The sequence below is a fragment of the Solibacillus sp. FSL R7-0668 genome (genome assembly GCF_038006205.1).
GTDB lineage: Bacteria > Bacillota > Bacilli > Bacillales_A > Planococcaceae > Solibacillus.
In genome coordinates this window covers 353,586-377,867 of the sequence record NZ_JBBOUU010000001.1, presented here as the reverse complement: position 1 = coordinate 377,867, position 24,282 = coordinate 353,586, and the positions used below count along the sequence as shown (strand labels likewise).

The 24,282-nt window shown below is 42.4% G+C and carries 19 protein-coding genes; 6 read left to right on the top strand and 13 right to left on the bottom strand.

Features of this window, described 5'->3' with window-relative positions:
* Positions 1 to 200: 200 nt before the first annotated feature.
* On the top strand, positions 201 to 2,432 hold the full coding sequence (gene helD / locus MKX47_RS01840) for an RNA polymerase recycling motor HelD (RefSeq protein WP_340770473.1): 2,232 nt from the start codon (positions 201 to 203) through the stop codon (positions 2,430 to 2,432).
* A 76-nt stretch (positions 2,433 to 2,508) separates the two neighbouring features.
* On the opposite strand, the gene MKX47_RS01835 is transcribed toward helD, so the two are convergent.
* On the bottom strand, positions 2,509 to 3,375 hold the full coding sequence (locus tag MKX47_RS01835) for a GNAT family N-acetyltransferase (RefSeq protein WP_340770472.1): 867 nt from the start codon (positions 3,373 to 3,375) through the stop codon (positions 2,509 to 2,511).
* A gap of 439 nt (positions 3,376 to 3,814) precedes the next feature.
* On the opposite strand from MKX47_RS01835, the gene MKX47_RS01830 reads away from it, so the two are divergent.
* Positions 3,815 to 5,815, top strand: coding sequence for an EAL domain-containing protein (locus MKX47_RS01830; RefSeq protein ID WP_340770470.1), 2,001 nt, complete (start codon positions 3,815 to 3,817; stop codon positions 5,813 to 5,815).
* A 28-nt stretch (positions 5,816 to 5,843) separates the two neighbouring features.
* Here the strand turns inward: MKX47_RS01830 and MKX47_RS01825 are convergent, their stop codons facing one another.
* Entirely contained in the window at positions 5,844 to 6,338 is a 495-nt protein-coding gene (locus MKX47_RS01825; protein WP_340770468.1) for a threonine/serine exporter family protein, read from the bottom strand.
* A gap of 16 nt (positions 6,339 to 6,354) precedes the next feature.
* The gene (locus MKX47_RS01820) at positions 6,355 to 7,101 is read right to left on the bottom strand and encodes a threonine/serine exporter family protein (protein ID WP_340770465.1); all 747 of its coding nucleotides are present in this window, start codon (positions 7,099 to 7,101) and stop codon (positions 6,355 to 6,357) included.
* 182 nt (positions 7,102 to 7,283) lie between these two features.
* Here MKX47_RS01820 and MKX47_RS01815 point away from each other — a divergent pair, with 182 nt between their 5' ends.
* A complete protein-coding gene (locus MKX47_RS01815) occupies positions 7,284 to 8,681 on the top strand; it encodes a polysaccharide deacetylase family protein (RefSeq protein WP_340770462.1) in 1,398 nt (465 codons plus the stop codon).
* 19 nt (positions 8,682 to 8,700) lie between these two features.
* Here the strand turns inward: MKX47_RS01815 and MKX47_RS01810 are convergent, their stop codons facing one another.
* On the bottom strand, positions 8,701 to 9,477 hold the full coding sequence (locus MKX47_RS01810; RefSeq protein ID WP_340770460.1) for a LamB/YcsF family protein: 777 nt from the start codon (positions 9,475 to 9,477) through the stop codon (positions 8,701 to 8,703).
* Between the two features lie 88 nt (positions 9,478 to 9,565).
* On the opposite strand from MKX47_RS01810, the gene pxpB reads away from it, so the two are divergent.
* Together pxpB and MKX47_RS01800 are read left to right on the top strand one after the other, a co-directional pair.
* Positions 9,566 to 10,261 (top strand): 5-oxoprolinase subunit PxpB, encoded by a 696-nt coding sequence (gene pxpB, locus MKX47_RS01805; RefSeq protein ID WP_340770458.1) that lies wholly within the window; start codon positions 9,566 to 9,568, stop codon positions 10,259 to 10,261.
* Positions 10,255 to 11,184 carry a 5-oxoprolinase subunit C family protein gene (locus tag MKX47_RS01800; RefSeq protein ID WP_340770456.1) on the top strand — a complete coding sequence of 310 codons (930 nt, stop codon included), beginning with the start codon at positions 10,255 to 10,257 and terminating at the stop codon, positions 11,182 to 11,184. The genes pxpB and MKX47_RS01800 overlap by 7 nt, the downstream gene beginning before the upstream one ends.
* A 44-nt stretch (positions 11,185 to 11,228) precedes the next feature.
* Here MKX47_RS01800 and MKX47_RS01795 read toward each other — a convergent pair whose 3' ends face one another.
* The 6 genes from MKX47_RS01795 to MKX47_RS01770 all read right to left on the bottom strand — a co-directional run bounded on the left by MKX47_RS01795 (position 11,229) and on the right by MKX47_RS01770 (position 19,575).
* A complete protein-coding gene (locus tag MKX47_RS01795) occupies positions 11,229 to 12,545 on the bottom strand; it encodes an ABC transporter permease (RefSeq protein WP_340770453.1) in 1,317 nt (438 codons plus the stop codon).
* Positions 12,535 to 13,233, bottom strand: a complete 699-nt coding sequence (locus MKX47_RS01790) for an ABC transporter ATP-binding protein (protein ID WP_340770451.1) — start codon at positions 13,231 to 13,233, stop codon at positions 12,535 to 12,537. Before MKX47_RS01790 ends, MKX47_RS01795 begins: the two co-directional genes overlap by 11 nt.
* A gap of 136 nt (positions 13,234 to 13,369) precedes the next feature.
* Entirely contained in the window at positions 13,370 to 15,505 is a 2,136-nt protein-coding gene (locus MKX47_RS01785; protein WP_340770449.1) for a beta-propeller domain-containing protein, read from the bottom strand.
* Positions 15,506 to 15,656: 151 nt separating this feature from the next.
* A complete protein-coding gene (locus tag MKX47_RS01780; protein ID WP_340770447.1) occupies positions 15,657 to 16,847 on the bottom strand; it encodes an acyl-CoA dehydrogenase family protein in 1,191 nt (396 codons plus the stop codon).
* A gap of 10 nt (positions 16,848 to 16,857) precedes the next feature.
* On the bottom strand, positions 16,858 to 18,030 hold the full coding sequence (locus MKX47_RS01775; RefSeq protein WP_340770444.1) for a saccharopine dehydrogenase family protein: 1,173 nt from the start codon (positions 18,028 to 18,030) through the stop codon (positions 16,858 to 16,860).
* 63 nt (positions 18,031 to 18,093) lie between these two features.
* Complete coding sequence (locus MKX47_RS01770; RefSeq protein ID WP_340770442.1) at positions 18,094 to 19,575, bottom strand: aldehyde dehydrogenase family protein; 1,482 nt, start codon at positions 19,573 to 19,575, stop codon at positions 18,094 to 18,096.
* A 203-nt stretch (positions 19,576 to 19,778) separates the two neighbouring features.
* Here MKX47_RS01770 and MKX47_RS01765 point away from each other — a divergent pair, with 203 nt between their 5' ends.
* On the top strand, positions 19,779 to 20,576 hold the full coding sequence (locus MKX47_RS01765; RefSeq protein ID WP_340770440.1) for a TIGR00266 family protein: 798 nt from the start codon (positions 19,779 to 19,781) through the stop codon (positions 20,574 to 20,576).
* A gap of 242 nt (positions 20,577 to 20,818) precedes the next feature.
* Here the strand turns inward: MKX47_RS01765 and MKX47_RS01760 are convergent, their stop codons facing one another.
* From MKX47_RS01760 to MKX47_RS01750, 3 genes are all read right to left on the bottom strand, one after another.
* Positions 20,819 to 22,111: a globin-coupled sensor protein gene (locus tag MKX47_RS01760; RefSeq protein ID WP_340770438.1), complete on the bottom strand. Its 1,293-nt coding sequence runs from the start codon at positions 22,109 to 22,111 to the stop codon at positions 20,819 to 20,821.
* Positions 22,112 to 22,252: 141 nt separating this feature from the next.
* Positions 22,253 to 23,077, bottom strand: a complete 825-nt coding sequence (locus MKX47_RS01755) for an undecaprenyl-diphosphate phosphatase (RefSeq protein ID WP_340770436.1) — start codon at positions 23,075 to 23,077, stop codon at positions 22,253 to 22,255.
* A 25-nt stretch (positions 23,078 to 23,102) separates the two neighbouring features.
* Positions 23,103 to 24,173 (bottom strand): metallophosphoesterase, encoded by a 1,071-nt coding sequence (locus MKX47_RS01750; RefSeq protein WP_340770432.1) that lies wholly within the window; start codon positions 24,171 to 24,173, stop codon positions 23,103 to 23,105.
* Positions 24,174 to 24,282: the final 109 nt, after the last annotated feature.

Below are 24,282 nucleotides of genomic sequence, written 5' to 3'. Positions count from 1 at the left end.
TAAAATGAAATGAAAATGAAATCCTCACAAATTTTTTCACATTGCTCATAGCTTTAATCCTTTATACCCCTTAAAAGAACTTTTCTCACAAAGCAATCCAGAAATCACCATTCATTTTTAGAGCAATACTTGAATTAAGATTGCTACATTTGATACGATAATAGTCTGACTTTATAAGATGATTGGGGGAACGACAAACGATGGAACATCAGTTACAGCTAAAGAATTTCAAAGAGGAGCAGCGACGACTTCACGACACCATTGCGTATATGGACCGCATTTTACATAGCTCTATAAGCGATATTGAAAATGCACAGGCCAATATTAAAACAGCGATGTCAAACGTGGAATACCTCGATTCGAGTGACAGCTTCTTAAATATTTTAATGAACACGCGCTTTTTCGAGCTAGCACGCGATCAAAAGGAGGGCTTAGAGGCGATTCGTCAAAAGCCCTATTTCGCGCGCATCCATTTTCAGCGTGAAGGGGAGCCAGAGGAATTTCTTTATATTGGAAAAACCTCTCTCTTTCACAGCGAAACCCATGAGCCGATTATCGTCGATTGGCGTTCCCCTGTCGCAAACGTGTACTATGATGGACGACTAGGTGAGCTAACCTATGACGTACGCGGTGAAGAACAAGCCGGGCATCTATTCGCCAAACGCCAATACAAAATTGAGCAAGCCGAGCTTCTCGATTACCGAGACGTTGATTTAACAACAAACGACGAATTGTTACAAGAAGCGCTCGAAGGAAAGGCCGATGTTCGTTTAACTGAAATCGTATCGACTATTCAAAAGGAGCAAAATGAAATTATTCGTGCGCACCTCCGCCAACCAATTCTCGTACAAGGGGCAGCTGGTTCTGGAAAAACGACCATTGCCCTCCACCGAATTTCGTATTTTTTATATACAATGGGCGAGCACTTTAATGCCGAGCAGCTGATGATTTTAGCACCGAATAATTTATTTATCGAATACATTGGCGATGTGCTACCAGAGCTTGGCGTCGATAAAATTTGCCAAACGACCTATGCCGAGTATGTACAAAACGCCTTACATGTGAAATTAAAGCTCACAAATCCAAATGAGCAGCTCGAAAAAATCGTCGAGAACACCATGACGAATTACGATGACCTGCATATTTCCAAAATGAAGGGCAGCCCCTTTTATGAGCTGATGATGCAGCGCTATTTACAGCACTATGAAGAGCAATTGGCTACACGTTTTGACGATGTCTTTATCGAAAAATACCGAATTATGAAGGGCGAGCATTTGAAAAAGCTGTTTTTAGTCGAATTTCATTATATGCCGATTGAAAAACGCCTCGAACGCATCAAAAAAATCATTCAAACCGAGGTTAAGCGAAAAACTACCGCTGTCTTAACTAAGTTAAACGCCCGTTATGAGGAAGCCATTGGCCGAGCGCTAAACGGCATGCGCGATGCAGAAAAACGCCGCTATACCGTCACGAAATTAATTGACGAGCGCGATGAACGCATTCCAAAAATTAAGCAAGAAGCCAAAACAACGGCAACACGTTATATGAAGCCCTTCACAAAAACAAAGGTCAAAACACTTTACCGCGAAATCGTGACGAATCGCGAATTACTCTATAAAATTGCACCAGAATGGGATCAAAACGAAACAGAAAGCTTCCTACAAGCGCATAAAAAGGAGATTTGGGCGTTAGAGGATTTAGCCGCGCTCTATTATTTGCAGGCAAAGGTAAAAGGCATAGAGGAGCCATGGAAAATGCGCGTTGTTTTCATTGACGAGGTACAGGACTACAGCTACTTCCAGCTTGCCGCATTAAAGGCCGGACTGGAAACGGATATGTTTACGATGGTTGGCGATTTAGCCCAAGGCATCCACAGCTATCGTTCCTTAACGGATTGGCAGCCCGTGCTTGATCTATTCCCACGCGCCACCTATGCGACACTGCAAAAAAGCTACCGCACAACGATTGAAATTATGGAAGTAGCCAATGACATTCTCATGCAAATGGACGAGGACCTACCACTTGTCGAACCCGTTGTAAGACATGGTAAGCAGCCTCAATTTATCGAACAACAAGCCCTAAATGTCAAAACCATTACCCAAATTGTCGAGCAAATTAAAGCAAGCAACCATCAGTCTATCGCACTCATTTGCAAAACGACAAAAGAAGCGAAATCAATTGTGAAGCAGCTGGAAAAGGCCGAGTTTCCCGCACAAATATTGGACGAAAATTCGGCGATTGATCAGCAGAAGCTCCTCGTCGTGCCTAGTCACTTAGCAAAAGGGCTGGAGTTTGATGCGGTCATCATCGCATCATTTGAGGCACCCTATTACGACAATTCAATCGACCGCAAGCTCCTCTATGTCGCCCTCACCCGCGCAATGCACGAGCTGTATATAATCGGTCCTTCAAAAGAAGCATTTTTGATGTGAAGGCAATAGAAAAAGGTCAAAACCCCTCCTATTAAGGGTTTTGACCTTTTCTTTATTGCTACATACTCTTCAACCTTTACAAACAAATATAATAATCGAGCTGCATCGATTTCATGAAGCCTGCTTTTTCATAGACGCGTAATGCGCTGGCATTTTCGATTTCAACGTCTAATAGTATCGTTTTTTCATCCTGGCGAATCGCATAATCTTTGACGATGTTTAAAATTTGCGTGCCAATCCCTTGCCCCTGCTTGTTTGGCGCCACCGCAAAGGCCGTAATCCACTCGACTTCACCCTCTTTACGAGTGGTCACCGTTCCGACTACTTCCTCTCCCACTTCCGCCGTCCACATGACAAGCCCTTCCGTTGTCGTGTTAAATTCAATAAGCTCTAGTGATTCCTCACGTATATCCCCAAAAGCCTCACTAAAAATGGTTACAAGTGCCTCCGTATCCTTTTGCATAAATGGACGAAGCTTGACTGCTCCCGGCTGCTGTAATACCTCTGCCTTCGCTTCTAAAGTCGCCTCTGAAAAGCTATATAAATAGCCTAGCTTACTTAAAAACTCCTTGCCAAAGTGAGATCCTTCGATTGTTAACGCCAGTTCGCCTTCACTTCCGCGTGCCGCCATTCCATCCTTTAATACATTCACAATCGCACCGCCTACACCTAGTTGACGATACATCGGTGCCACTAACACCGACCATTCAAAGGTATTTAAGCCCATTATATCAATCGCCGTTCCCGCACCAATCAGCTCGTTTTTATCATCATCATAAACCAACACATAAAATCCGCGTGATTCATAGCTACGCGCGATTGGTAAATTCATGACTTGCGTATAAATATGCCCATCACATTCCGCGACTTCACATAAATTTTGCAGTTCTTCATATGTTTCTTCATCTAGTGGAAGCGACACTGTTATTGCCGATAAATTCATTCTTTCTACTCCAATTCCTTCAACTTCATCATGCTATTATTTTAGTCAAGCAATCCTAGTAACGCAACTCCCGAAAACTTTTACGATAATTTATTTCATATTTTTAGAAAACTGCCCTCAGTAATCTATTATTTTCTAACGAATGGGGTATATGATAATTACGGTTTCACTCGTTACATTTGAAATAGCTTCATTACTTTTTACATTCAAAGACTAAAGCCATACTATTACCTAAAGAACTAAAACTATATTCCTTTCCACCTTATACTACTAAAATCAAGTAATTTCACTAGCCTTATTTATTTTATATTCACAATAACGGGTATAATAATACTATAATTCCTTAATTTTATAATAATCTACTTTAATATTTAGTGACTAATGGGCATTTTTTAATTATAATAATAGTATTATTTTACGCATTGAGGAGAAATGATATATGACAAAAGAGCAACTCTATTCAACCGAAATGGACACATTGCTGGTAACTCCTTTCCCGTCCTTCATTCTTTTACCCAATGGAACAATCGCCAAAGGGAATCTAGAACATTTTGACTATTCAACGGAAGATATCGAGCGTTTAAAAGAAATATCGATTGAAGACACACTTTTTGCAGCAGTCGATAATGCGATGATCGAATCAATTGTCTCAAGTACCGTGCCACTCCGCTTACAAGAAATCGCGATAACAACAAAGCACCAAGCAATCACATCTGTCACACTCTATACCAAACCAATCACAATGAATGAGCAAGAGGCTACGTATGTTTTATGCGTACCGACAGACGAAATGCGTTCAATCGATGCCGAACAGCAGCATTTATCGGATTTAAAAAACGGGATTCACCAATCATTTATGACTGTCACACTAGATCAAGACGGCTTTATTATCCAAACGAACCAAGCCTTTTTAAAAACAAGTCATTGGACACCAAAGCGCGTAATTGGCAAAACATTTTGGCAGCTATTTCCGTCAACAGAGGCATCTGAAAAAGTCACACAAGACATTTGGAAAACTGTGCATGGCGGGCAAATTTGGCAAGGGGACGTCCAGAAGATAACGAAGGATGAGCAGCTATATTGGGTGCACTTAACAGCCATCCCGCTATTTGGTCCGACGCCCGAGCAAAATCAATACCTCTTAATCGAGCGCGATATTACAAAAGACAAGAGCATACAATTCCAGCTCGAAAAAATTGCCTATATCGACCCAGAAACAGGCATGATCAACGTTCACCGTTTGGCCCAAATTATTACTGCAATGATTGAGGAAAAACGTCATTTTTCATTTGTCTATTTAAGCATCGACAAATTCTATACAATTAAAGATTTACACCATGATTTGGACGATAGTTCTTTAGTGGTGGAGTTTACGAAACGCATGAAAATGTATTTCCAAGACAGCACAATGGCGCGTATTAATGAAAATGAATTCGTTGTCATTACACCATTACCTGAATGGTTTACACAAGGCTTCTTAACGTACTTGCAGCAAAATCCTATTTATAATGGCAATGTCGCCGTACCATTATCAATAAGTGGGGGAATGACGCGCTACCCTGAAGACCAAACAACCTTTTCACAGCTAATGAAAGCGTCTCTTGCAACCATTGCAACGGTGCGTGAGGCTGGTGGTGATCGCATTGTTTCATTATCCAAATCATCACATGCAGCGATTAACCGTAAATCAATCGTTGAAAGACGCTTATTACAGGCGCTCGATCAAAAAAATTTACATGTGCTTTACCAGCCACAATTAGATATACAATCAGGTACCGTTACTGCTGTTGAGGCGCTCGTACGTTGGGATGATGAAGAAATCGGGGTTGTCTCACCAGACGAGCTCATCCCAATCGCTGAAGAAACAGGGCTCATTAACAATATCGGCTCCTTCATGCTTGAACGTGCATGTGAGCAAGCTGCCGCATGGAAAAAGGCAGGTCACAATATAAAAGTGAGCATCAACTCCTCTGTACGTGAGTTCCGCGATAAAAACATGGCAAAATCAATTTTAGATACATTAGAGCGCACGGGCTGCCCAGCAAACTTACTTCAAATTGAAATTACAGAAAAGTTCGCACTTGAAGCAGAGGCTGAAAATAGCATCATTAAGCAAATGCGTACACTTGAAAACGAAGGCATCCTCTTCGCGTTAGACGATTTTGGTACAGGCTACGGTTCATTCCGTTACATGCAGCTATTACCGATTTCCATCGTGAAAATTGACCAAACGTTTACATCTGCATTAAAATCCGAAAAAACACAGCTGCTTGTAAACGGGATGGTTCAACTCGGCAAATCGATGAATCTTCGCGTTGTCGCAGAAGGTGTTGAAACCGAAGAGCAGCAGCAACTCCTAACAAGCTTCGGCTGCGATGCTGTACAAGGCTTCTACATTAGCAAACCTGTAACGAGCAGCGAAATTTCAAATTTAATCTAATTCAAAAAGCTCAAAAAGCCTAGATTTCCTAGCTTTTTGAGCTTCTTTTTTTTGCTTTAATAAAGGAATCAATCGATGTTTTTCCTTGAGACATCGAGCGTAGGATGATTTGCATAATGACTTCAGCAAAAACTAAGCCCATCGCAATCGCACCCGAAATCATAAAGGCACGCATCCCATTTTGTAGACCCATCAAATAATCCAGCTCCATAATATTGCGCATCGTATTGTACGCAATACCACCAGGCACAAGTGGAATAATACCCGACACACTAAAAACAATCATGGGCATACTAAACTTGCGCGCCGCAAAATGGGCCACTAAGGATACAACAAATGCACCAATAAACGAGGCACGCACTTCATCTAACCCATTATTGTATAAGAAATAGTAAATTCCCCAACCAATTGCACCAACAAATCCACAAGCTGGGATTGCCTTCGTCGGCGCATTAAAAATGACCCCAAAGCAAGCTGTCGCAAAAAAACTAATTATCAGTTGAAACCATAGACTATCAATCATAAACAAACCCCTTTATCTAGAAGGATAAAACAACCGCGATACCCGAGCCAATCGCAAAAGCTGTTAAAAATGCCTCTGCTCCTTTTGCCATACCCGCTGTAAAATGCCCCGCCATTAAATCACGCACCGCATTCGTAATCAGCAGTCCTGGTACGAGTGGCATCACCGAACCAATGATAATTTTATCTACCTCAGTCCCAAACCCAACATGTACCGCCATCAATGCGACAAATCCAACAGCCAATGCTGCCAAAAACTCCGAGAAAAACTTAACACGTGTAGATTGATGTATCACTGTCACAATATAGAGCCCGAGTCCGCCAGCTACAAATGCTGCTGGAATATCTGTAAATACCCCTTTAAACATCAGTAAAAAGCAGCTGCTCGCGATACTCGCCGCTAATACTTGAATAATAATTGGTAAAAAATAATTCGTCGTTTCAATCTTCTTTAACTCGTCATAAGCTTGTTCTAATGTTATGATTTGAGATGTAAGTTTACGGGAAACATTGTTAACAAGAACAATTCTGTGTAAATCTGTTATCCTCGTGGAAATTGATGTAATTCTTGTCGGCTGTGTTTTACCAAGTGAGAAAATAATCCCTGTTGGCGTTACATAGCTTTGCGCGTCCACCATATTTTGAGATCGTGCCATTCTTAGCATCGTATCTTCTACACGATACGTTTCTGCACCACTTTCCATCATGATGCGACCTGCTAATAAAAAGCATTCAAGCGCCATTTCATTATGTTCAGCATTCATAGGGGATGGACCTCCTTTTCACTTCTTAGCTCATATTACTTGAAGCTTCGTCAAAATCATAGTCTTTTTTCGGACAATTTATGCTTACATAATGATGTATTTCCTTAACTTATTTCTAGCCGAAAACCATCTATAATAGAACCATTTATTACCCTATTTTTTTGAAAGGAACCCGATACAACATGAAAACGCCTTACCGCAAACGCCGTGGTATTTGGATTGACTTACTACTCATCTCAACAATCGCATTACTCGGCTCAGCTATTGTGTATTTAACTGTCTTAAATGATGAACCTATTTTTCAAACAGAAGAACAGAGCGCAAAGGATACCCCATCCAATATTTCAGAGGAAAAATCAAGCTTCCCGGGGGTACGCATTGTTACAGACATTTCCAATGACGAACAAATGCCCTTTGCGATTCAATACCCATTAACTGAACACGAAACGTTCAACAATACCGTGTTATCGTACATAAATGAGGCAAAAGATTACTACATAAGCATGATGCGCCTTCAACAAAATGTGCATGACTTAACAGGTGAGCTAAATATTAGTCTCCAAACCTTTGCACATGAACAGTATTATTCATTTGTCCTTACTAATAAAACCATTTTAAGTAATACCGAACATGAAACAACCGTTACAACATTTTTAATCGACAATAAAACAGGCGAAACCTTCAATATGCAAACCTTGCTCAATCATAATGAAGCAAGCTTAAAATCCTTCGCAAATCATGTCCAATCCGAAATGGCAAAAAACCCTGAATTCGCTGATGCGCTAAACAAAGATAAGCTTGTTGCAGCCACACAGCCAAACTGGGAAGCCTTTGAGCGCTTTGCATTAAAAGAGGACACCCTTGTTGTCTACTTCAATGAAGGGGAAATCGCCCCTGTCGAAGTGGGTTTACCAAATGTAGAAATTTCATTATCATCCATTAATCCATTGCTTGCATCCAACTTTCAAATCGCAATGGAAGCAGAGGACACGACTGCACCAACACAAAATACAGACCCATCACATAAGCGAATTGCTTTAACCTTCGATGATGGCCCGCACCCTGAAGTAACGAAGCAAATCCTGGCGCTGTTACAGAAGTATGAGGCCAAGGCAACGTTTTTCATGCTTGGTAGCCGTGTCCAATATTATCCTAGTCTCGTACAAGAAGTCCGGGTTGCGGGGCACGAAATTGGGAATCATACTTGGACACATCCCGTACTGACGAAAATGTCGGCCGCGGCTATTAAAAAGGAATACGAAACAACCGAGCAAGCGATCAAAGCGGCAATCGGTCAGCCGTCAGCCTTTTTCCGTCCACCATATGGAGCCATTAACGACTCCGTGCGCGCACTCATTCCACGTAGATCTGTGAACTGGACGATTGATACGCTCGATTGGAAGCACCATGACCCAGCAAAGCTATTACCGATGATTCAAAAATCATTACATAATAACGCCATTGTCTTAATGCATGATATCCACCAATCAACAGCAGATGGACTTGAGCCCGTGCTCCAATATTTACAAAGCGAGGGCTATGAATTTGTAACCGTTTCTGAAGTGTTACCTTATTATTAAAATGAAAGGGAGTGTCCATTTATTCGGACGCTCCCTTTTTTTCGAATGCTTGTATGCGAATTCCCTGTGCTTCTAGCTGTGTGCGTGCTACTTTTGCAAATGCCACCGCATGCGCCCCATCCCCATGGATACAAATACTATCTGCGCGTATTGGCACCTTTGTTTGTTGGACGGAGGTTACGGTACCTTCTTTTACCATTTCAATTATTTGCGCAATAGCTTGTGCCTCCTCGGTAATAAGGGCATTTTTTTCACGGCGTGACGTCAATGCACCGTTTGCTTGATAGGTGCGGTCAGCAAACACCTCATGCACTGCCTTTAACCCAATACGCTCCGCAGCTGCCGTTGACTCACTCGCTGCCAAACCATACAACCGAAGCTTTGGGGAAACATCATACACCGCTTGCGCAATCGCCTGTGCCAGCTCACGATTTTTCGCGGCCATATTATAAAGAGCGCCATGTGGTTTGACATGCTGCATCACCACCCCTTTAGTCGTTAAAAAGCCTTGCAGCGCGCCAATTTGATAGACGACTAAATCATAGGCCTCCTGTGCAGAAATCGCCATTTCTCTACGACCGAAGCCATTTAAATCCGGTAGCCCCGGATGCGCACCAATCGCTACATCGTACTTCAAAGCAAGCTCGACCGTTTCCCGCATAACCGATGGATCGCCCGCATGAAAGCCACATGCAATATTCGCACTCGTCACATATTGTAAAATGGCCTCTTGCTCGCCAAGCCTATAGCGCCCAAAGCTTTCACCTAAGTCACAGTTCATATCTACCTTTAACAACAGCGTCCCCTGCCTTTTTGGAATTTTCCAACAACTATGCTATTATCATGCCATACAATAAGCACGATTCCAATAACGAGGTGAATGTATGCAAACCATTCAATTCAAACAATTGAGCGAACAAGCACTGTTTGTTCAATTTGGTTCCATTATGAACGACCAAATACAAAATCAAATTCAGCACGCGATGAACGCATTACTTCAACAGCCCTTTCCCGGACTCATTGAAATCGTGCCAAGCTACACGAACTTTTGTATTTACTACGATCCTTTCATCGTGCAAAAACGATTACCATATGCAAGTACTATTGCACAACAAGTACAAAATTACGTCACGCCCCTTTTCTCTACAGAGGAGCAAATCTCAGCCATTAAAAGGCGCATCATTGAAATCCCCGTCATTTATGGGGGTGACTACGGACCCGATTTACAAGAAGTGGCCGACTACAATCAGCTAACGACAGAGGAGGTCATCAAACGCCATACATCGCGCGATTACCTTGTCTATATGCTCGGCTTTGCACCGGGATTTCCTTATTTAGGCGGACTTGATGAACGAATCGCCACACCGCGCCGCGCAATACCACGCCTCGAAATCGCGGCAGGCTCAGTTGGTATTGGCGGCACACAAACCGGGATTTATCCGTTTGCAACTCCGGGTGGTTGGCAAATTATTGGGCGCACGATGACAGCGCTCTTTTCACTCCAACAACAGCCACCGTCATTATTACAAGCCGGCGATCGGGTGCGCTTCATCGCCGTTAAGGAGGACTCGTCATGCTAATTATCATTAAGCCCGGTATTTTTTCAGTCATTCAAGATGCTGGACGCTTCGGCTATCAGCAATACGGCGTCATTACAAGCGGCGCCATGGACATGATTGCTTATCGCATCGGCAATGCTTTACTCCAACAGCACAACAAACCTGCCTTGGAAATGACGCTTATTGGTGGACAATTTCAATTTACAAAGGAAACGACCATCGCCTTAACAGGTGGTATGATGCAAGCTAAGCTCAACGGCAAAGATATCCCGATGAACCGGGCCATCCCAATCCAGCCAAATGATCTGTTAACATGCGGTCCGATTGTACAAGGCGCACGCAGCTATCTAAGTATCTCAGGTGGATTTACCATTAAACCCATTTTAAATAGCACGAGCACCTATATAAAGGTAGGCTTCGGTGGTTTTCAAGGGCGGCCCTTACAAACAGGCGACGCGATTCCTTATGAACGTACAGCACAACGCTTTAAGCCTCTACAGGTTTACACACACAATTTCTATAAAGCGCGGCCTGTTCGCATTTTACAAGGAACGGAATGGCCTTATTTTAGTGAGCAAGCACAGCAACTATTTTTACAGCAACCCTACACCATTTCTATTAACTCAGATCGCATGGGCTATCGCTTAGAAAGTGAGCAACCGATCGCAGCAGCCAACACGTCACAGCTATTATCCGAAGCTGTCACATTCGGTACCATTCAGCTTCCTGCTAGTGGTCAACCGATTTTATTAATGGCGGATCATCAAACAACGGGCGGCTATCCAAAAATCGCTCAAGTCATTGCCGCAGATTTACCCTACGCTGCACAGCTCACGCCAAAGCAAAGTCTTACATTTGAATTGGTGACCTTACAGCAGGCAGAGCAAGCCTATCTGGAACATCAGAGGCAATTACGACTCCTTGAATTATTAGTAGCCAATTGAAAAATGAGGTACCCAAGAATATGCTCTCGGATACCTCATTTTCATCATGCTTCTTGACGCAAGGCTTGCATCACTTCAATTTTTGTCGCTTTTCGTGCAGGGCGCACACCTGAAATAATCGCTACCCCGATACTAATCGCTGCCGCAATGACAACGAGCTGCCACGGAATTGCAGAAAACTGAATACCATCAAAGCTTTCCTCACCTGTTGCTGCCTTTAATACAACTGGTAGCAACGCATTGGATGCAAAGCTTACCGCATAAGAAATCGCAACAGCAATGACCGTTCCAATGACACCAATAAACATGCTCTCCATTAAGAATAATCGTTGAATCAGCTTCGGACTTGCGCCAATTGCCTTTAACACCCCAATTTCACGCGTACGTTCGGTTACAGCCATCGTCATCGTATTGAAAATCCCAATCGATGCAATGAGTACCGCAATGGTCCCTACAAAAATAAGTCCTGCCTTTAATACTAAGAAAAAGACATTGAGCTCCTCTAATTGCTCCGTTACCGAATAGACACCAAAACCTTTATCGCGTAATTCCTCTAATATCGGCTTCACATACTCTAAGCTTGTTGCATAAATTTCAAAACGATCAAAATAAAGCGCTTCTTGTTGCTCTGGGAACGCTTGTCCAAAGCTTTCTTCTAGCTTTGGTGCCACTGCATCAGATAGATACATTTTATTATCAATCGCCCATTCATAGCTAGGCTTCGCAAGCACACCAACAATCTTGAATTTTTGACGCTCGGTTTGTTTCGAGACATCCTCATAAGAACGGAATGCCACTTCGATTTCTTTACCTAGAAGGGACTCTTTATAACCCTCTTCAGAACCATCATAATAATCACCATTTGCCTGTGCTTCTAATGATTTTTCTTCGATTCGTTTCCGATCCGCGTCATTTAACAGCGTTTGTGCGAAATGATAGCCGACTAAAATCTCGTTTGCATTTGTTGGATACACACCCGTCGATAAATCATCGGCTACTTGCTGTAAATCGTTAAAATTCGTTAACGATACACTACCGATTGTATCCCGATCTTCAAAAAAGCTTTGCGCTTCTGTATTCATATTTGTTATTTTTAGCACGGTTTGTACATGTTCTACCGCTTGAATTTCAGCCACTTCTTCCTCGGTAAACTGGGATTGGCTGCTTTGTACTTCTATTTTTGTCACACTATCATTCGATAAAATATCCTTTTCAATCGATGCCTGTAAGCCAAAGCCAACTGATGCTAATACGATTAAAAACGCACAGCCCATCGTTGCAGCTAACACCGTCATAAAAACACGTAATTTATTTTTCTTAATATGCTGCATAACAAAATCAAGTTGATCTTTAAATCGCATGAACGACACCTTCTTTCACTAACGCCCCATCATGCATGCGGTAACGCTGATCGGCAATATTCGCCACTTCCTCATCATGCGTAATAATGACAAATGTTAAATTTAAGTCTCGATTGAGCTGCTCTATCAATGCTAAAATTTCTTGCTCGGTTTCAGAATCTAAGCTCCCTGTTGGCTCATCCGCAAGTAAAATCGGCGCTTTCGTAACTAATGCACGCGCAATACTCACACGCTGCTGCTGACCACCTGATAATTCATTTGGAAAGTGGTCGCTCACCTCCACTAACCCCACACGCGCCATTATTTCTTCGACACGGCTTTTGCGAATGGCTGGACTGATGCCCTGTAATTTAAGCGGTAGTTCAATATTTTCAAACGCGGTCAAACTTGGCATCAATTGAAAATTTTGAAAGATAAAACCGAAATTTTTGAGACGAAAGGCCGCGCTCTGTGCCTCGGTAAAGGCCGCAATTTCCTGACCGTTGACACATATCGAGCCATGTTCAGGCTTCATAAAACCCGCCAATATTTGCAGCAGCGTCGATTTCCCCGAGCCACTTTTCCCGACGACCGCAATAATATCGCCTGATGGCACCTCTAATGAAACATTGCGCAATACAGGCACGCGCTTTTCCTTCCCCTTTTTCCCAATTAAAAACGTATGCTGGACATTTTTCACTTCAATCATCGCTCTCCACTCCTTTATACTTACAGTGTAAAGGTTAAATCTTAAGGTTTTCGCATGACAAAAATGAAGATATTCTTAAGAAATGAAAAAAATCTGCATCAGAACATTTGCCCTGACACAGATTTTTAGTTACTCCTTAAAATCCAAGCGTTTGTTGCTTTTTATAGGTTTTGCCGTTATAGCTCGTCACCTTCGAGCGAGATACCGCGTATAGCTCATCCTCAACATAAAGCATACGCTGTACGACATTGTATGCATCCTCATATTGCTCCCCTGGGCGCGCTTGCTCCAATAAATTCCCCACTAATTTAATGCCCGAAGTGGTTACTTGATAAATTTGGGCACCCGTTCCCTCGTATTTCAGGCGGTCTTGTTCATCCGTTTCTGAATAGACTGTCACCGGGAAGCCGTATAAATGATTTCGTGGGTCTCTAAATAGCGCTTTATGGTCATGTTGCACCGATGAATACGTACCACGCCCACCAATTACTACTGCTTGCTTTTCTTTCGGATTTTTCAAGTCAGATACATCAAATAGGCTTAACTTCATACCTTTTGTTAGCACGATTGGCTCCTTCACACCTGGCTCCATTCGCACCTCTGTATCATAGCCGATACCTAGTAAATGGTTTTCATCGATCGGGTGTAAATAATTACTAAAGCCTGGAATTTTAAGCTCCCCTAATACTTTCGGTGCTTTTGGATCTTTCGTATCAATGACAAATAGTGGGTCCGTTTCTTTAAACGTTACTAAATACGCCTTGTCACCGATGAAACGTGCCGAATAAATACGTTCTCCTGGCGCTAAATCATGGACTGCACCGACCTGCTTTAAGTTCTCGTCTAAAATAAAGAGATGATTTTTCGAATTGGCATCCGTACCCCAAGCATTGCCCTCTGTCGTTGCAATGCGAATATAGCCGTTATGCTCATCCATCGAAAACTGATTTAATACCGAACCTTTCACCTTACCTTCTGTTGCCAAGCGGATATTTGTTTTCGCAATGGCAATTTTATAAAGCGTCGTTTCATTTTTACTTTGTACAGGTACACTGGCTCTCTCTGTGGAATCGACCGCAATATCAACTGTTGGCCAGAATTGATTGTTCATCGATGCAATGTAAATCGCGTTTTCAGACATGTACATTTGCCCGCTGTTCCCTAAAAAGCTCACGGTTTTCCATTCATTGGATTTAATATTGCTGATATCCATCGCCGAAACCATTAAATAGCTCGGTTGATTGCTTTCAGGTAAAAGACGAATTTGATCAACCGGTAAGAGCTTTTCTTTACCGCCATCATAGGTTGCAGGGCGTAATTCCACCTCTTGATTTTCTGGCAGCATCCAGTAATTTGGTGTTTTGCTTGAAACTACATATAAATAGTTCCCTAATTTACGAATATTCGTAAGGTCACCATCTTGCCCTACCTCACGCACAAGCGTTGGATTTGCGGCATCTTTGACATTATAAAATGCCACTTTTGTTACCGATTTCGAATCGTAATAGGATTCTTTTTGTGTTTCCACATAGGCTGTATAACCAACAACTAATAGCTCATTATGCAGCATTAAATGTGTGGGATAAATCTCTTTACCAACCGTTAAACGCTTCACCATTTTTAAAGATTTCGCATCCACAATCATAATTTTATTATCGACAATTGTGTAAATGTATTTCCCATCTGTAATCGTAATGTCGCCTTCTTCAATACCTTCCACTTGGTTGTTTGTCGTTGAATAGCTCTGACCACCGCTTGCTTTATCACTTGAACTATTCTCACTCTCAGCACTTGAAAACTCCTGTGTACTTTCCTCCCCGCGCCCTTGATAGCGCGCATTTTCAGCCGCAAGATACCCTTTAAAATAAGCCTGTAAATCCGCCTCTGTTTTCAGGGCACTCACCTTTTGAATCACATCTAGCGGAATGCTTTGCTCACGCACAAATTTTGATGCTTTGGCATAGGCATTTTTCTTAATGATTACCTCGTATTGTCCAGCCTTCAAATTCTCTACCGTCAACACTTTTGCCGTAGTATCCAGCGTAAGTGTTGCCTGTACTACTTTCCCATTCGCATCTTTTACAATTACCGCCCCGTTTGTGACACTGTCCTTCGTCAATGCATTTGGGAGCTGTACGGTATACGCTTCCCCTTCAAAGATGACGCCATTTGCATAGGCTGTATCCTTTGTAACATAAAACAGCGATGACAACCCGACAATCGCCATTAATGCTAATGCAATGCCTATTCCGAAAATCTTGCCCTTCTTCATTATTACCCCTCCTTCATTTTTTACGATATATACTCAATTAGACTTGCGACTAATGATAAAGTTACAGAATTTTCTTTATTTTATTAAAAATATTTTGCTCAAACGAAAAACGAGAGAAATTTATCATTCCATCTCGTTTTATCGCAAAAAATTATTCAAATGGCCAGCTTGGTAGCATACAGCGCAGCTTTTTATCTTCACGCTTTCCTAGCACATAATCCGCCTGCATAATCGTATGAATTTCACGCGTCCCTTCATAAATCACCGGCGCTTTTGAGTTACGCAAATAGCGTGCCACTGGATAATCATCGGAATAGCCATATGCCCCATGAATTTGCATCGCATCATCTGCTGCCTTGTTCGCAAAATCACAGGCCTGCCATTTTGCAAGCGATGTTTCGCGCGTGTTGCGTACACCTGCATTTTTTAGCTCGCCAACGCGGTATACAAGTAAACGGCTCATTTCGTAGCCGGCTTCCATCTTTGCGAGCATTTGCCCTACAAGCTGGTGTTCTCCAATCGGCTTGCCAAAGGTTTCGCGTTCCTTACAATATTTCACACTTGCCTCAATACACGCCTGCATTAAGCCCACCGCGCCTGCAGCTACCGTAAATCGTCCATTATCCAGCGCTGACATCGCAATTTTAAAGCCCTCTCCTTCTTCACCGAGCAAGTTTTCGGCAGGAATTTTTACATCCTCGAAAAATAATTCACCTGTATTGCCCGCACGAATTCCGTACTTCCCTTTAATGGCCTTCGAGCTAAAGCCTACCCAGTCACGTTCAACGATAAAGGCTGAAATCCCATAATGTCGTTTTTCTTTATTCGTATAAGCAAAAACAATGAAATGGTCCGCTACGTCGCAAAGTGAAATCCACGTTTTTTGACCATTTAAAATGTAGTAATCCCCTTCACGCTTTGCATAGGAGCTCATGGCCGCCACATCCGAACCCGCTCCTGGCTCTGTTAACCCAAACGCACCGATTTTTTCTCCCTTTGCCTGAGGTGTTAAATACTTTTGCTTTTGTGCCTCTGTCCCCCATTGCATGAGCGTCATACTATTTAGCCCAATATGCACAGAAACCGCTGTACGAAACGCCGTATCCCCACGCTCTAGCTCCTCACATACAATCGCCAGTGAGTTGTAATCCATCCCTGCACCGCCGTACTTTTCAGGTACACATACCCCCATCAACCCTAGTTCCGCTAAACGCTTCCAAATCCCTTGATCAAAGCCGCCCTGTGCATCCCACTGCGCAATATTTGGCATGATTTCGGCATCCACAAATTGGCGTACGGTTTGTCGTAAAAGCGTTTGTTCTGCTGTATATTCGAAGTTCATATGATCACTCCTACCATTTTACAATCATGGATGAACGATGTGATGTTTCTTTAATTACAACACCACGCTTAGCCATCTCCTGAATAAACTCTCTACCTGGTACAACGGTTTCTGGTGCAAATACACCACGTGCAATAATGGAGCCTTTACCAATCATTTGTGCGACAACTGAAATCGTATTGGCGGTTGCACGCGCCATTGCTGTCACATTGTTCTCTAAATCCTTCCGTACAACCATTTCATATTCATACGTAATTTGCTCTTCTGATTTTTCACCAGAAATAATCGCACGTAATAATACCGCGTCAACCTTCTTCCCTAAATCTAGCTTTTTCTTTAAAACTTCACGTGTGACTTCACGAACATTGACCTCATGCCCACCTGCTTCGACAACATTCCCTTTGTCTAAAAAACCTAACTCCGCAAGCAGCTGGAACTTTTCAGCATGTCCTTTATAGCGAATTGTTTTGTATTCTAATGTTTTGACATCGGGGAAGGTTTTGTATAATGTCGAAATGCCACCTGACGTATAGAACGCTTCTAACACACCAAATTCATCGAAATAAATTGGCTCAATGCCTGTCAATGATTGCACCTCTGACAGCACACCCTTTTGAATCATTTTTGAAGGCTCTGTGTAGTGATCGAATACACCATCTAATGAAAATACCTGCGTATAATGGAGTGGCGGCTTCGGCTCTGTCGGAATCCCCCCTACGTACAACTTAATCGAATCGACTTCATCTAATTTTGTCACACCATAGCCCGCCAAAATATTGATCATGCCCGGCGCAACGCCTAAATCTGGCACAATTGTAACCCCTTTAGCCACGGCTAGATCATTTAACTGTAAAACAGCCTCCGTCACCCCACCAATATGACCACCTAAATCAACCGCATGCACCCCTACATCAATCGCTGCACGTGCTACTCGCTCATTAAATGTATAAAAGAGTGCATTGACGACAATATCCCCACGCGAAATGACATCGCGTAAGTCCTTATCGCTATCCGCATCTAGCTGTACTACTTCCACTTTATTCGTATTCAGTGTATCCACGAATGCCTGCGCTTTTTCGATTGATACATCCGCTAATAATACGTTTTCGACATCATGACTGTTCACTAAATCGCGTGCAACTTCTTTCCCCATTAAACCTGCACCTAACACTACTACCTTCATATAAACATCCCCTTTGTTTGTAGAATAAGTAAATGTAATCTATGACACCCGCAATCGCGGACTTCATGCATTGTTATCGATTTGTGCGCGCTGTAATTTGCCACTATAGTCTACGTATATACTTTTCCATTCCGTGTAAACATCAAGTGCTGCTTGGCCAGAATCACGATGGCCGTTCCCCGTACCCTTCGTACCACCAAACGGCAAGTGAATTTCCGCGCCCGTCGTACCAGCATTCACATAAACAATCCCTGTATCCAGTAGCTGCTGTGCTTTGAAAATAGTATTCACATTTTGCGAGAAGATCGAGCTCGATAAGCCAAACTTCACCCCGTTGTTCACCTCAATCGCTTCATCTAAATTCGCAACTTCAATAATGCTAATGACCGGACCAAAAATTTCCTCCTGCGCTAAAATACTTGTAGCCTCTACATTCGTAAAAATAGTCGGCTCAAAATAGTAGCCATTCGCGAGGTCGCCCTCATTTAAAATATTGCCGCCTGTTAGTAAGATTGCCCCTTGCTGCTTACCGATTTGAACATAATGATTGATTTTTTCGAGCGCTGCCTTATTGATGACGGGTCCAACCTTTGTCGCTGGATTTAAGCCATCCCCAACAAGTAATTCTTTCGTTAACGCCACTAAACGCTGCTCAAGCTCCTGTTTTACATCTTTATGCACAATCACACGGCTACATGCTGTACAACGCTGACCCGCTGTCCCAAAAGCACTCCATAAAATGCCTTCTAGCGCCAAATCTAAATCCGCATCATCCATCACAATGACTGCATTCTTACCACCCATTTCAAGTGATACCTTCTTTAAATGCTTGCCGCCAAGCTCAGCCACCTTACTTCCTGTAACAGTAGAGCCTGTAAAAGAAATAATGCGAATATCTGGATGCTCAATCATCGCCGTCCCTACTGTCGGACCTGAGCCAAATACAACATTTAACACACCTGCTGGCAACCCGACTTCCTCACAAATTTTTGCGAGTTCATAGGCCATAATAGGGGTTTCGTTGGACGGCTTCCACACAACAGCATTACCTGCAACGAGCGCAGGAAATGCCTTCCACGTCGCAATGGCAATCGGGAAATTCCACGGTGTAATGAGCCCCGCTACCCCAATCGGCGCACGTACGCTCATCGCAAATTTATTGGGCAATTCAGATGGCACCGTTTCACCAAAGAGTCGTCTACCCTCTGCTGCCATATACAGCGCCATATCAATCCCTTCTTGTACTTCGCCACGTGCCTCTTCAATCACTTTGCCCATTTCTTTTGTGAGCATTTGCGCTAAGTACTCTTTTTTCTCCTTTAATTTAAACGCAATTTCATATAAATAATCTGCACGCTTTGGGGCTGGAATGAGCGCCCACTCTTTTTGTGCAGCCTTTGCTTTTTGTACAGCTAAATCGACTTGCTCTTTTGTTGAAAGCGGGACCGTTCCTATTTGCTCCCCATTTGCTGGGTTTACAACAGGGATTTCCTGTAATTTTTCATTTTCAATCCATTGACCACCAATAAAATTTAACAGTTCCATTTCGCCACCTCACAAACTCATATTTATCTTTTAATATTCGACATTTTCTCACTTATACCCTTTTTTTCTCTAAAACATTATTCATATAAACCGAGATTAATTGACAATTATAAAAAATGAGCTACTAAATCGTTTTTTTCTGAAACTTCTCGTGCAACAAAACGTAACTTATAGAAATAGTTTATTTAAAGGGGACAAAAAACATGAAAAATCATGAAATCGATTATGTATTGCACGGAGATGACATGCAGTTCGTTGAAGTAGAATTAGACCCGCAGGAAACGGTAATTGCTGAGGCCGGGAGCTTAATGATGATGGACGACCGCATTCGCATGGAAACGGTCTTTGGAGACGCATCGAGCAACCAAGGCTCTGGCATTATGGGAAAATTACTCGGTGCAGGTAAACGTCTTATTACAGGCGAAAGCTTATTTATGACAACCTTTACAAACGAAGGGCACGACAAGCGAAAAGTTTATTTTGCAGCGCCTTATCCAGGTAAAATCATTCCAATGGATTTAAGTAAGCTCAACGGCAAAATCATCTGTCAAAAGGATGCCTTTTTAGCAGCAGCAAAGGGTGTTTCTGTCGGCATCGAGCTGCAGAAAAAACTAGGCACAGGATTCTTTGGTGGTGAAGGATTCATCATGCAAAAGCTTGAAGGTGATGGGATGGCTTTCGTGCACGCTGGTGGTACCATTTATGAACGCCAATTACAGCCAGGCGAAACATTACGTATCGATACGGGCTGCTTAGTCGCCATGACGCAGGATGTTCATTATAATATCGAAATGGTTAGCGGCGTTAAAACAGCGCTATTTGGCGGTGAGGGCTTATTCTTCGCTACATTATCTGGTCCAGGAACGGTTTGGGTACAGTCATTACCATTTAGCCGTCTAGCAAGCCGTGTATTCGCAGCAGCTCCGGTTTCCCAAGGCGGTGGCGGTCAAAACTCAGGTGAAGGCGGTATTGGCGGACTGTTCGATATGTTCAATAAATAATTTGATAGAACAAAAGCGCTAAAGCGCCCGTCCAGCTCCGACAGGCATTGGAGGGCCCGACGCAAAAGTAAACGCTCCACCACTTTTGCAGGAGGGTTCGAAATGACCGAGGGGCTGGCGCTTTAGCCTAGACGTAAAGCAAATCTTTGCTAAAAAGTTATACACAATGCGAATATCTATAATTTTCTTAACAAACAAAAAAGCACGGAGCCATTACATTTCGTAACGGTTTCCGCGCTTTTTTAAAATGTTTGAATCGTTTCCTCTAGCTTACTGGCTGCATACTCAAGCGATTTGGTCGATTCGCCAATGGTTTCAACGACATGCTTCAGCTCACGTACTTGCTTACCGACATGTTCGAAGTCATCTATCGTTCCATCGACTGCCGTAGTAATTTTGTCGAACGCACGGATGGAGTGCTCATTTTGTGAAATGCCGTTTTGTACAAGCTCTTGAATATGGTGAATGGCTTCAATCACTTCATTGGTCACATTTCCCGAAACGGCAATTAACCCCGCAATTTGCTCTACAGATGTTTTCGTTTGATCCGCTAGCTTCCGTACCTCATCGGCAACAACTGCAAAGCCCTTCCCATGCTCGCCTGCACGTGCTGCTTCAATGGCCGAATTCAATGCGAGTAAATTCGTTTGACCCGCAATCCCCTTCACAATTTCAATAACTGCATAAATTTCTGTCGAAGAATTGTTCAACGCCTCCACCATGCGCGACATTTCGACCGTTTTTTCATTAATTTCATTCGATTGCTTCGTCATTAGTACCATCTGCTCATAGCCCTCTTTGGAAGCCATTTTCGTATCCGTTGCAGCCTCGATACTGTTATGTACATATTGATCCACTGCTTTCGTATGCTCCATCATGGTCAATACGGTCTCATTCGTATCGCGGGATTGACGCTCTAAATCCTGTGAAATAGTACCGACTATCGATTTCACTTCTTGTTTAATTTGTTCTTGTTGCTGCTGTTGAATCCCGGCTGAAACAAGTTCATATTCTTCCAATACGAGCTGCTGCTCAAAATTACAGGCGCGCCCAATGGCATCAATCATTTTTTGCTTTTGCTCAGATTCCACATCAAGTGAATAGACAATTTGACGTAAGCTGGCCTCTAGCTTTTGAAAAGAGGCTAAATACCACTTTGTCGAAAGCCCAATTCGCACATGCATAAGTGATACTTTACGTCGATTTTCTAAGTACTTATCATCAATTCTGCCCTCCAGCATTTCAACAATATGGTGACGCAGCGTTTGGCGTAAACGTTCAGATGTACTATTTTTAGTAATAATGTCTTTAAACTGAGGAACTGCTTCGATTGTCGAATAAAATGCCTGTACCACCTCTAAAATCCGCACTTCGACAAATGGTTTAATCGTTCTTAATAATTTCAAATCCTCCATATTTAATCCAATAATTTGCATTTGTGCAAGTCGATCTGGATTCGTAATAAAGATGCCTACATTTTGAAAATCTACTTTTTCCAACTTAGCAACAGTCGACTTTTTTTTAAAAGAAAACACGATTTCCCCCCTCTTTTTCCATATTATTCAGTCATTTTATAATCCAATATAGGCTATACATCCATTTATTACAAGAAAACACGGAGAAAAGGGTAATAAAAAAACGCCAAATTTTGACAACAATTTGACGTCTCTTAAAAATTATACAAATATAACGAAAATCAACACTAAAGCAAGTACAATTCGATAAATGGCAAATGGCATTAGCTTTACTTTTGAAATTAATTTCAAGAAGAATTTAATTGACAATAATGCAAAGATAAAGGCACTAACAAAGCCCACTACATAGAATGATAGGTGATCGATATTGATTTGATCCCAGTTCTTCACCAGCGATAAGCCACTTGCCCCTGCCATAATCGGTACTGCCATAATAAATGTAAAGTCAGCCGCCGTTTTATGGTCTAACCCTAATAAAACACCACCCGAAATCGTTGAGCCCGAACGTGAAAAGCCTGGCCATAATGATAAACATTGAATCAAGCCGATTTTTAATGCTTTACTATATGAAATTTCATCCAATGATGTAATCGCTGGTCTCTTAGGTCCAAACTTGTCGGCAATAATCATAAAAATCGCCCCGATAATCAAACCAACAATAACCGTATTAATACTAAATAAATTTTCATCGATAAAATCTTCAAACAGAACACCGAACACACCTGCAGGAATAATCCCCACGATTACATGCCCTAAATTAAAGCGCTGCGATTGTTGGCCTTCCATTTTATACAAGCCTACGATACTTAAAATACGTTTCCACATGACGACAACAACTGCTAAAATCGAACCGAGCTGAATGACAATTTTAAATGTATTCGCCGAGCCCGAGCCTAGAAATTCCTTCGTTTGCAGCCACATATCATCTACAATAATCATATGTCCTGTAGACGATACCGGGGCAAATTCTGTCATCCCCTCTACAAACCCTAATATTAACGCCTTTAATAACTCAAACCACTCCATCAAGAAATCTCCTTTTCCCCATAAATTACTTACCAAATGTTATATCAATTACCCACAATTCAGATTGACTCCCAATGCGCGTGGGTGGCCCCCAAAAACCAAAGCCACTGGATACAAGTGCATGCATCGCTCCCTTTTGACGATAGCCATAATCGAGCTCAAATACCTTTTGCGTAATATAATGATTGGGCCACATTTGCCCTTTATGCGTATGACCTGATATATGGAGATCTACTCCCGCATTCGCCGGTTCATCCAAATCATTTGGTGTATGATTCATCATAAGCCATGGTAACTCTTTTTCGTCCGGTTGCAAAGCACGGATTGGCAAGCGCTGTTTATTTGTTACGTCTTCTCTTCCTGTTAAATACAAACGGTTTGCAACCAAAATAGTTTCATCCATCAAAATTTGCACATGCGCCTCTTGCATTGCCTTCTTAAATGCTGGAATTTCTTTGCCGTAGTACTCATGATTGCCGAGCACGCCATAAACACCATATGTAGACTGCAAATTTTTCATGACATCTCCCATACCTTTATCAATAAAACGCTGCGGGCTATCATCGACAATATCCCCTGCGAGTAACACCAAATCCGGCTGCTGTTCATTCGATAATGCTACAAATTTTGCTAAATGTCCCTTCCCAGCTAGCAAGCCCAAATGAAAATCCGACCCCACTACAACACGCATATCTTCCCCCGGCTTCTTCATTTCTATTGTCGCATGACGCACGACTGGTGTATAGGCAAAATAAGTACCCGCTATCAAGAGGACAAGCAGGATCCCAATAACACCCGTGCCCACGACCTTTACAGAAAGGGGTGTCAATAAAACAATGAGGTTGCCCAAAATACAGAGCATCAGCCCATATTGTAAAACGAACATCCAGTAGCTTCCGAGCACACTAAACGGTGTTAACACTTTATGCATTTTTCCAATCAAATAGCCAAAAGCAATGACAAATAATACGCCCCAAAATAAATACGGCCAACGATATGCCTGCATCGATAAAAGCCACGCGCGCATATTCCAGCCAAGATAGATCGTGATACCACTATAGATTGCTATCGCCATGATGCCAACTACTACCCGCATAATGTTTGCTCCTATCGTTGTTGTTATTTTTAGTTAACTGCTATTTTACTATAGATTAAGAATGTACCGCATTAAAAAAGGATGTGCTAAAGGTAAAAAACCCTTTAAC

What these genes read in the sequence shown, in the direction of transcription:
- helD (WP_340770473.1), top strand. Translation starts at nt 201, where the DNA reads ATGGAACATCAGTTACAGCTAAAGAATTTCAAAGAGGAGCAGCGACGA.
- MKX47_RS01835 (WP_340770472.1), bottom strand. Translation starts at nt 3,375, where the DNA reads ATGAATTTATCGGCAATAACAGTGTCGCTTCCACTAGATGAAGAAACA.
- MKX47_RS01830 (WP_340770470.1), top strand. Translation starts at nt 3,815, where the DNA reads ATGACAAAAGAGCAACTCTATTCAACCGAAATGGACACATTGCTGGTA.
- MKX47_RS01825 (WP_340770468.1), bottom strand. Translation starts at nt 6,338, where the DNA reads ATGATTGATAGTCTATGGTTTCAACTGATAATTAGTTTTTTTGCGACA.
- MKX47_RS01820 (WP_340770465.1), bottom strand. Translation starts at nt 7,101, where the DNA reads ATGAATGCTGAACATAATGAAATGGCGCTTGAATGCTTTTTATTAGCA.
- MKX47_RS01815 (WP_340770462.1), top strand. Translation starts at nt 7,284, where the DNA reads ATGAAAACGCCTTACCGCAAACGCCGTGGTATTTGGATTGACTTACTA.
- pxpB (WP_340770458.1), top strand. Translation starts at nt 9,566, where the DNA reads ATGCAAACCATTCAATTCAAACAATTGAGCGAACAAGCACTGTTTGTT.
- MKX47_RS01800 (WP_340770456.1), top strand. Translation starts at nt 10,255, where the DNA reads ATGCTAATTATCATTAAGCCCGGTATTTTTTCAGTCATTCAAGATGCT.
- MKX47_RS01795 (WP_340770453.1), bottom strand. Translation starts at nt 12,545, where the DNA reads ATGCGATTTAAAGATCAACTTGATTTTGTTATGCAGCATATTAAGAAA.
- MKX47_RS01790 (WP_340770451.1), bottom strand. Translation starts at nt 13,233, where the DNA reads ATGATTGAAGTGAAAAATGTCCAGCATACGTTTTTAATTGGGAAAAAG.
- MKX47_RS01785 (WP_340770449.1), bottom strand. Translation starts at nt 15,505, where the DNA reads ATGAAGAAGGGCAAGATTTTCGGAATAGGCATTGCATTAGCATTAATG.
- MKX47_RS01780 (WP_340770447.1), bottom strand. Translation starts at nt 16,847, where the DNA reads ATGAACTTCGAATATACAGCAGAACAAACGCTTTTACGACAAACCGTA.
- MKX47_RS01775 (WP_340770444.1), bottom strand. Translation starts at nt 18,030, where the DNA reads ATGAAGGTAGTAGTGTTAGGTGCAGGTTTAATGGGGAAAGAAGTTGCA.
- MKX47_RS01770 (WP_340770442.1), bottom strand. Translation starts at nt 19,575, where the DNA reads ATGGAACTGTTAAATTTTATTGGTGGTCAATGGATTGAAAATGAAAAA.
- MKX47_RS01765 (WP_340770440.1), top strand. Translation starts at nt 19,779, where the DNA reads ATGAAAAATCATGAAATCGATTATGTATTGCACGGAGATGACATGCAG.
- MKX47_RS01755 (WP_340770436.1), bottom strand. Translation starts at nt 23,077, where the DNA reads ATGGAGTGGTTTGAGTTATTAAAGGCGTTAATATTAGGGTTTGTAGAG.
- MKX47_RS01750 (WP_340770432.1), bottom strand. Translation starts at nt 24,173, where the DNA reads ATGCGGGTAGTAGTTGGCATCATGGCGATAGCAATCTATAGTGGTATC.